Below are 7,185 nucleotides of genomic sequence, written 5' to 3'. Positions count from 1 at the left end.
CCCCCCGCCCCGCCCCGCCCCGCGCCGACCCGGCCGGGGCTTTCGCACGCCCGGAGGACAAGCGCATGACCGTCAACGTCATCGACATCGCCGGTTACCAGAACACCAGTTACAGCACGACCGGACTCGCGGCCGTCATCGTGAAGGCCACCGAGGGCACCAGCTACCTCAACCCCAAGCACGCCGCCCAGGTCGCGTACGGCCGGGCACACGGCCTGGTCATCGGCCACTACCACTTCGCCAGGCCCGGCTCGATGACCGACCAGGCGGACTACTTCCTCGAGCACGCCTCGGCGCGCGCCGGCGACGTGCTGGCCTTCGACTGGGAGGACACCGGCGTCTCGTGCGCGCAGAAGGACGCGTGGCTGCGGTACCTCCAGGCCAAGGCGCCCGAGCACCGGGTGATCCTCTACTGCAACCGTGACTTCTGGCTGCACCGCGACACCACGTCATACGCGGCTGACGGACTGTGGATCGCGGACCCGTCCGCCCCGACTGGGCACCCGCGGATCGAGCACCCGTGGCTGATCCACCAGCACGGCGAGCAGGACGGCGTCGACCTCGACCTCGGCAATTTCAAGGATGCCGCGGCGCTTCGGACATGGGCGCTCAAGAGCGCCAAGCCGCCGGCAGCGGCGCCGCGGTACGAGCCGTACCCGGGCGCCGGCTGGTTCACCACCGGCCGCAGATCACCGATCGTCGCCGCGATGCACGAGCGCCTGGTCGACGCCGGCTGCAGCCGCTACCGGAGCAACACCAGCAAGAACGTCATCGGCTCCGGCGACGTCGCCTCGTACGAGGCCTGGCAGCGCAAGTACAACACCGCCCACCACAAGGGCTGGACCGGCTCCGCCCTCAAGTGGCCGCCCGGCAAGGAGACCTGGGACGCACTGCAGGTCCCGAACGTCTGACCTCATCCCTCATCCCGACCAGCAGAAGAGGAAGCACACCATGGCAAGCACCACCGCGAAGAGATGGCTGATCGAGGCGAAGGTGGCGGCGTCGACCGGCGCGGCCGCGGCGTTCGGTATCGGCGCCGCCGTGCTGAACGACGTGGCGGCGGATCACACGCTGCTCGGCGGCACGCCGGCCTGGGCGCAGGCCCTGGTCTTGGTCGTCGCTCCGCCGCTCGCGACATTCCTCGCCGGGTACAGCGCGAAGCACACCCCCCGGCCGGACCTGGACACCACCAGCGTCCGCTGATCTGACCTGGGAGCACGATGGACGGCACTGCTCTGGGCACGCTCCTGCTCGGGGTGGGTGCCGTCATCACCGCCGCGATCACGTTCGTCGGTAAGCGCGGTGAGAACCAGCTGGCTGCGCGCGCCGGCGACAGCGCCCGAGCGCTGCAGTTGCTCGATCAGGTCCAGGAAGAGCGCGATGGACTGCGGGTCCTGCTGCAGCAGCGGGACGAGCGGATCACCGACCTGCTGCAGGACCGCCTGACCGATCAGCTGCTGATCACCCGCTACCGCGTACGACTCATCGAGCTCGGAGAGGACGTAGACCCGTGACGCGTGCCCAGCGAGTAGTGGTCAGGCGGTGGCGCAGCCTCGCGACCGCGGCCGCGCTGGTCGCGCTGGCCGGCGTCGTGCTCCTGATCTGGACCCGCCTCGACCATGAGGTCTCCGCGCGCCGTGCAGCCACGGCCGAGGCCGACCTGCGCGGCACCGCTGTCAGCACCCTGGCAGCGGACGTGAGGGCGCTGCGGGTGCAGGTCCAGTCCGCCGGCAGGACGCCGGTCGCGCCGGACCCCACCGCGGCCGTCAGCAACCTGCCGGCGCGCACGCAGGTGCCGGTGCCGATCCCGGGACCTGCCGGACCGCGGGGACCCGCGGGGGCACCTGGCAGCCCGGGCGCCCCCGCTACACCCGTCCCGGGGCCGTCCGGCCCGCCGGGACCCAGCGGTGCGCCCGGTGCCCCGGGGCTGGCCGGTGCCCCGGGTACGGACAGCACCGTCCCCGGCCCGGCAGGACCGGCTGGGCCTCCAGGCCCTGCCGGACCCGCAGGCCCGGCCGGCGCGGACGGCCAGACCTGCCCCACCGGGTACACCCTGCAGCCCACGCCCGCAGATCCGTACGCGCTGGTCTGCCGGCAGGACAGCGCCCCCACCCCGACGCCGACCGCGCCGGCCACGCCGCCCGCAGTGGTCGACCGCCGCCGCACCTGACCTGCACTGTCATAGAACCCGGCATAAAATCACACGGATAATTAAGGCCATATCGCCCCGCCTCTCCGGAGAGCGGGGCACCTTTGCGGCTTCGTTCCCCTTTGCCCGTTAGCGGTCAGGCAAGCCCGCTCCGCCCTCGCCCACCACAGCGCCACTTTCGTCATGCCCGGTCTACGCCGTTTGTCGTATGGCCCAGGCGCCGACGCGGCCGCAGTCTTGCCCCATCCCCGCGAGACAGCAGCGCCCCGCCGCTCCTCCCCCCGGACCGGCGGGGCGCCGCCCTGATCACGCCCAGACGTCAGGGCCGCCTCCGCGCCACTCGACCAGGCCGACGTCAGCAGTGTCCGGGTCGTCAAGGCCGACCCGCCGTAGGAACTCGGCCAGGTCGGTCTCGCTGGTGGCACGGCCCACGTCTTCGCCTCGGACCGTGACCCGCCGACCGCCCGGTCCGGGCGGGTACACGACGACCGGTGTGCCCATGCCCCCAGCGTGCTCCTGGCGGCCGGGGCGCGCACCCTGGCTACGCTGCCGCCTGTGATTACCACGATTGCGCTCGATGTCGGCGAGACCCTGATCAGCGACACGTCGGTCTGGGCGGGCTGGGCGGACTGGCTGGGCGTGCCGCCTCACACGGTTTCGGCACTGGTGGGCGCCGTCGTCGTACAGGGCCGCGACAACGCCGACGCGCTCCGACTGCTCCGGCCTGGCCTGGATGTGGCTGCGGAGACCGCGGCGCGAGACGCAGCCGGCTGCGGTGAGAGCCTGACCGAGGCAGACCTGTATGCGGACGTCCGGCCTGCCCTCGCGGCCATGCGGGATGCCGGCCTGCAGGTGGTGATCGCGGGCAACCAGACAGCCCGAGCCGCCGACCAGCTGCGCGCACTGGACCTGCCGGCGGACATCATCGCGACGTCGGGCGAGTGGGGCACGGCCAAACCGGAGGCCGAGTTCTTCGAGCGCCTGGTCGATGTCGCGGGCGCTCGTCCGGAGCAGGTCGTGTACGTCGGCGACCACCCGGCGAACGATATGTTTCCGGCTGCTGCCGCAGGCCTGCGGACCGCGCACCTTCGCCGCGGTCCATGGGGGTACTACTGGGCGTACGACCCTGCGGTCATCGCCGCGGCGACGTGGCGGATCGACAGCCTCGCCGAGGTGGTCGAGGTCGTCCGTCGCTGACCGGGCGTCAACGCAGCGGCCCCGCACGCATATGCGTGCGGGGCCGTTCGCGTATCCGGACAGCGTCCGGACCACTACCGTTCGAAGTGACGAAGCTTGGAACGGAGCCCCAGTATGCCCGCACACCCTCTGCAGGGGGTAGGGAGGCGCCTCGCTGCCCGCCGCCGCGCCCGCAACCTCACCCAGTCGGACCTCGCCCAGTCCGCGCAGGTCTCGTACGCCACCGTACGGAGCATCGAACGCGGCTCCCGGATGCCTAGCGACGACGTACTCGACGCCCTCGCCGCGGCCCTGGCCGTCGAGCCCGGTTGGCTCGCCACAGGCGCTGATCACACGGACAGCCGCATCCACCTCGCTATGCCCGCGCTATCCGCGGCGGTCGCCGATTACGACGTGCCGGCGGACGGCCCGGTCCGGCCGCTGGTACAGCTGTACTCGGCGGTCGCCGATGCTGTGAGCTGGCGCCTCGGCTCGCAGTACGTACGCCTCGCCGCGGAGATGCCGGCGCTCCTGCAGGAGCTGGCCCGCGCGCTGCAGGCCGCCCGCGGGCGGGAGCGCATCGAGGTCGCCGGGCTGCTGGTGGCCGCGTACCGAGCGGCGGACGCCGCCGCCTACAAGTCGGGCCATCGGGATCTGTCCGCCCGCCTGGTGGACCTGATGCGGTGGGCCGCGGCGCAGGCCGAGTCCGACCTCCTCGCAGCTACAACGGCGTACGTACGGACAGAAGTCTTTTTCGGCGCCCGCGCCCACCAGTCGGGCCTGCGCGCCCTAGAGGCCGCCTTGGAGGCCGCGCCGCGCCCCGTAGACGCACCGACCACGGCCGCCCGCGGCGCGCTGCATATGCGGGCCGCTGTGATCGCCGGTAGGGCCGCAGATGCAGACGCCGCGGCGCAGCACATGGCCGACGCCCGTCGCCTGGCGGACGATGTCGCGGAGGGCGTATATCTGGGGACGGCGTTCGGGCCGGCCAGCGTGCGGATCCACGAGGTGAGCACCGCCGTCAGCATGGGTGCCTCCCACATCCATCAGGCGCTGGAGATCGCGCAGGTGTGGGCACCACCCCGCGACATGCCCGCAGAGCGGCGCAGCGCGTTCTACATCGAGGTGGGCCGAGCCCAGCTCTGGGCGGGACGACGGACGGACTCGTTCGAAAGCCTGCGTGTCGCCCGCCGCATCGCGCCGCAGCACACCCGCGCGCACCCCTGGGTGCGCGAGGACATCGGAACCCTGCGCCGCCTACAGCGTGCAGGCGACGACGACCTCACCCGCTTCGCCGAGCGGGTCGGCGCCGTGTGACGTGAAGGGGTGACAGCAACTGCTACAACGTGTAGCAGTTGGGGGCATGATTGCGCGGCACCATCCATCTGTCCGACCAACCACGGCAGATGGGACTGCACATGAGCGCCGCCATGGCACCACCCGAGATCCCGCTGGTGAGCGGCGAGGACGTCAGCATCGCCCGCCTGCACGGCGAGGCCTGCTGGCACTGCGGCGCGGTGACCGCCGCCCTCGCGACCGTAGGGAGTGTCGCCACCGCTACTGACGGCGGGATCCGCATCTGGCCCGTCACCGCGTGCCCGCCCCACCGCGCCCAGGACCTCGCATGACGACGACCCCGGCCCACACCGCGAGCGACGCGTGGGCCGTCACTACACCTGCCCGGCAGGCCTCGGAGAGCCAGGCCCGCGCCCACGAGATCGTCCGCGACCTGCGCGCCGTATTCGCCGCGCTCGGCTTGCCGCCTGACCAGGTGCAGCAGATCCTCCCCACGTCGGACATCGAGAGGCGCGGCATGGTCCGCCTCGGCACGCTCACCGTGGCGGCCGCGGAGATCGTCCTTCGCGCCCTGACCGGGCCACCGGAGGGATCCTCATGACGGAGACGGAGAGCGAACAGCTACCGGCCGTTGGTGACCGGGTACACGACGCGGTCGAGGACAGGACCGCGACCGTCTCGGACGTGCGCGGCGGCACGGTCTATGTGCTCCGGGTGGCGGGCGGCCTGGAATGGCACGTCACTGACCCGGATCGGCTGACCATAGTCACCCGGCGCGCAGACCGGACCGACTGGCCCTACCCGGGGTTTCGCCGCCCCGCCCCGTAGCTCCCGCCGTGATCCGGCGGGCCGGCGGCCCCCACCCGGGAATTTGGGGGCTGCCGGACTGACCGGGCGCCGGCGGGATGGGCATGCCATCGGGCCGCCGACGCCCTGCCCCGGCCGCCGTGACCACTACCCCGGCGGCCGGGGCACTTCCACCACCTACGAAAGGGACACCGTGACCGAGCAGGACGACGTCGACTTCCTTGCCGACATGGCAGCACTCGGCGCAGCCGCAACCGAGGCCAGCGACGAGCAACTGCACCCGGCTATCCGCGAGAGCGCGGCAACCGCGGCCGAGCAGATCGCCGACGAGTACCGGGAGTAGGCGCGCCTCAGGCGCCGTAACCACTACCCCGGCGGCCGAGGCGCATCCGTCAGCTGCGAGACCGTCGTGTCGAGCGCGACGGCGATGAGAGCCAGCCAGGAGAGCCTGATGTCCGTCTCTCCGCGCTCGATCTCCTGGTAAGTGGTCCTGCCGAGTCCGGTCTCCTCGCAGACCCACCACTGAACCCGATTCAGCTGGATTCGTCGGACGCGGATGCGGTCGCCGACCGCCCGGCGGTAGTCGAGTACCCAGGTGGGTTGTTGATCACGTGGCACTCACCAGACGCTGTGCGCCGAGTGACCGTATGTCAGCACGGCCCTGCGGGCTTTTTTTGATCTTGAAGTGCGAAGGTCTCCAGCGACCACGTGGACAGAGGCGGGCGCCTATCCCCGCACCCAGATACCGGGCCGATGGCGCTCCGGCAAGATGCCGCCGTCGGTCCCAGGCAGGAAGGCACGGCCTAGCGGTCGTGCCTTCCTGTTTGGTCGTCCTGGTCGTCGTCCTCCGGCGGCTGCCAGCTCGACGCCTGGGCGACATGCTGAGCGTGCAGGCGGTATCCAGACTCGAAGGTATCGGCGAGCTGCTCGTCAGAGACCAGCTTTATGCGCCGTAGCAGGACGCCCTGCCAGGCCGGGATGGACGCCAGCATCAGCAGTAGTCCGAGGCGGCTCAAAGGTGGGCTGTCGACGGATGGGTACAGGCCAGTCGTGGCCAGCCCCACCCCGGCTGTAAGAGGGCCTATAGCGAGGCCAAGCAGCGTACGGGTGTGCACGATTCCTCCTGGTGTGGTCGCGGCGCCGTTGCCGCGGATGGAGGTGGGGGGACGGAGCGGGTGGCGCCTCCCTGCACGGATGGCAACCAGCACCGCGGCGAGCGCGCTATCGGATTTCAGCGCGCCTGTGGGGAGAAGCGGGGTGTCGGCCCTCAACCGTTCGTAGCCAAAACGTTACAGCCCCGAGAGGGCGGCTACGGGCTAGGAAACCGGCGGGCACCAGGCAGCAGCACTCAGGCTGCGCATAAGCGGTGCGACAACTGCAGCACGACCCCACCCCATTGTTCGAACTCCCTGTCGAATACACACGACAGGGACCCCGATTAAACACAATTCCACCCGATCAGTCCACCCTCAGTAGCTGCGTTCACCCAATCGAGCTACAGCCAGGGGGAGCTGACAGCCTCGCAGAAGCCGGAATTTCGGCCCAGCAGCGGCCCAGCAAATGACCCCCAGGACCACCGAACACCAAAGCGCCCTAGCCAGAAGGTCTCTGACCAGGGCGCCTGCGGTAGGCCGTGTGGGACTCGAACCCACAACCAATGGATTAAAAGTCCACTGCTCTGCCAATTGAGCTAACGGCCCGCACCGACACAGCATAACCGGGTCGCCGGAGAGGGTCAGCCGGGTTGGGGGGTGGCG

13 protein-coding genes and 1 tRNA gene are annotated in these 7,185 nt (G+C 70.9%); 10 read left to right on the top strand and 4 right to left on the bottom strand.

What is annotated here, in order from left to right; genetic code table 11:
- From V7E46_RS31180 to V7E46_RS31165, 4 genes are all read left to right on the top strand, one after another.
- Positions 1–911: GH25 family lysozyme (locus V7E46_RS31180; protein ID WP_333771553.1), on the top strand; the 911-nt coding region annotated here is incomplete at its 5' end.
- 40 nt (positions 912–951) lie between these two features.
- Positions 952–1,203, top strand: a complete 252-nt coding sequence (locus tag V7E46_RS31175) for a holin (RefSeq protein WP_333771552.1) — start codon at positions 952–954, stop codon at positions 1,201–1,203.
- Between the two features lie 17 nt (positions 1,204–1,220).
- Positions 1,221–1,514 carry a hypothetical protein gene (locus V7E46_RS31170; RefSeq protein WP_333771551.1) on the top strand — a complete coding sequence of 98 codons (294 nt, stop codon included), beginning with the start codon at positions 1,221–1,223 and terminating at the stop codon, positions 1,512–1,514.
- Entirely contained in the window at positions 1,511–2,170 is a 660-nt protein-coding gene (locus tag V7E46_RS31165; RefSeq protein ID WP_333771550.1) for a collagen-like protein, read from the top strand. Before V7E46_RS31170 ends, V7E46_RS31165 begins: the two co-directional genes overlap by 4 nt.
- Before the next feature lie 285 nt (positions 2,171–2,455).
- On the opposite strand, the gene V7E46_RS31160 is transcribed toward V7E46_RS31165, so the two are convergent.
- Positions 2,456–2,581 (bottom strand): hypothetical protein, encoded by a 126-nt coding sequence (locus V7E46_RS31160; protein WP_333771549.1) that lies wholly within the window; start codon positions 2,579–2,581, stop codon positions 2,456–2,458.
- Positions 2,582–2,704: 123 nt separating this feature from the next.
- Here V7E46_RS31160 and V7E46_RS31155 point away from each other — a divergent pair, with 123 nt between their 5' ends.
- From V7E46_RS31155 to V7E46_RS31130, 6 genes are all read left to right on the top strand, one after another.
- On the top strand, positions 2,705–3,346 hold the full coding sequence (locus tag V7E46_RS31155; protein ID WP_333771548.1) for an HAD family hydrolase: 642 nt from the start codon (positions 2,705–2,707) through the stop codon (positions 3,344–3,346).
- Positions 3,347–3,460: 114 nt separating this feature from the next.
- Positions 3,461–4,642 carry a helix-turn-helix transcriptional regulator gene (locus V7E46_RS31150; protein WP_333771547.1) on the top strand — a complete coding sequence of 394 codons (1,182 nt, stop codon included), beginning with the start codon at positions 3,461–3,463 and terminating at the stop codon, positions 4,640–4,642.
- Between the two features lie 89 nt (positions 4,643–4,731).
- Entirely contained in the window at positions 4,732–4,953 is a 222-nt protein-coding gene (locus tag V7E46_RS31145) for a hypothetical protein (protein ID WP_333771546.1), read from the top strand.
- Positions 4,950–5,222, top strand: coding sequence for a hypothetical protein (locus V7E46_RS31140; protein ID WP_333771545.1), 273 nt, complete (start codon positions 4,950–4,952; stop codon positions 5,220–5,222). The genes V7E46_RS31145 and V7E46_RS31140 overlap by 4 nt, the downstream gene beginning before the upstream one ends.
- Positions 5,219–5,449: a hypothetical protein gene (locus tag V7E46_RS31135; protein ID WP_333771544.1), complete on the top strand. Its 231-nt coding sequence runs from the start codon at positions 5,219–5,221 to the stop codon at positions 5,447–5,449. Before V7E46_RS31140 ends, V7E46_RS31135 begins: the two co-directional genes overlap by 4 nt.
- A gap of 172 nt (positions 5,450–5,621) precedes the next feature.
- Positions 5,622–5,771 (top strand): hypothetical protein, encoded by a 150-nt coding sequence (locus tag V7E46_RS31130; protein ID WP_333771543.1) that lies wholly within the window; start codon positions 5,622–5,624, stop codon positions 5,769–5,771.
- Between the two features lie 23 nt (positions 5,772–5,794).
- On the opposite strand, the gene V7E46_RS31125 is transcribed toward V7E46_RS31130, so the two are convergent.
- The 3 genes from V7E46_RS31125 to V7E46_RS31115 form a co-directional block, all read right to left on the bottom strand.
- Positions 5,795–6,046 carry a helix-turn-helix domain-containing protein gene (locus V7E46_RS31125; protein ID WP_333771542.1) on the bottom strand — a complete coding sequence of 84 codons (252 nt, stop codon included), beginning with the start codon at positions 6,044–6,046 and terminating at the stop codon, positions 5,795–5,797.
- 185 nt (positions 6,047–6,231) lie between these two features.
- Positions 6,232–6,420 (bottom strand): hypothetical protein, encoded by a 189-nt coding sequence (locus V7E46_RS31120; RefSeq protein WP_333771541.1) that lies wholly within the window; start codon positions 6,418–6,420, stop codon positions 6,232–6,234.
- A gap of 635 nt (positions 6,421–7,055) precedes the next feature.
- Positions 7,056–7,128: transfer RNA gene (locus V7E46_RS31115), tRNA-Lys, on the bottom strand.
- Positions 7,129–7,185 lie beyond the last annotated feature (57 nt).

Source organism: Streptomyces sp. IBSBF 2435 (assembly GCF_036815005.1).
Lineage (GTDB): Bacteria > Actinomycetota > Actinomycetes > Streptomycetales > Streptomycetaceae > Actinacidiphila.
This window is presented reverse-complemented; position numbering and strand designations above follow the sequence as displayed.

Coding starts and splice junctions, on each gene's coding strand:
- V7E46_RS31175 (WP_333771552.1), top strand. CDS start 952: ATGGCAAGCACCACCGCGAAGAGATGGCTGATCGAGGCGAAGGTGGCG.
- V7E46_RS31170 (WP_333771551.1), top strand. CDS start 1,221: ATGGACGGCACTGCTCTGGGCACGCTCCTGCTCGGGGTGGGTGCCGTC.
- V7E46_RS31150 (WP_333771547.1), top strand. CDS start 3,461: ATGCCCGCACACCCTCTGCAGGGGGTAGGGAGGCGCCTCGCTGCCCGC.
- V7E46_RS31145 (WP_333771546.1), top strand. CDS start 4,732: ATGGGACTGCACATGAGCGCCGCCATGGCACCACCCGAGATCCCGCTG.
- V7E46_RS31140 (WP_333771545.1), top strand. CDS start 4,950: ATGACGACGACCCCGGCCCACACCGCGAGCGACGCGTGGGCCGTCACT.
- V7E46_RS31135 (WP_333771544.1), top strand. CDS start 5,219: ATGACGGAGACGGAGAGCGAACAGCTACCGGCCGTTGGTGACCGGGTA.
- V7E46_RS31120 (WP_333771541.1), bottom strand. CDS start 6,420: ATGCTGGCGTCCATCCCGGCCTGGCAGGGCGTCCTGCTACGGCGCATA.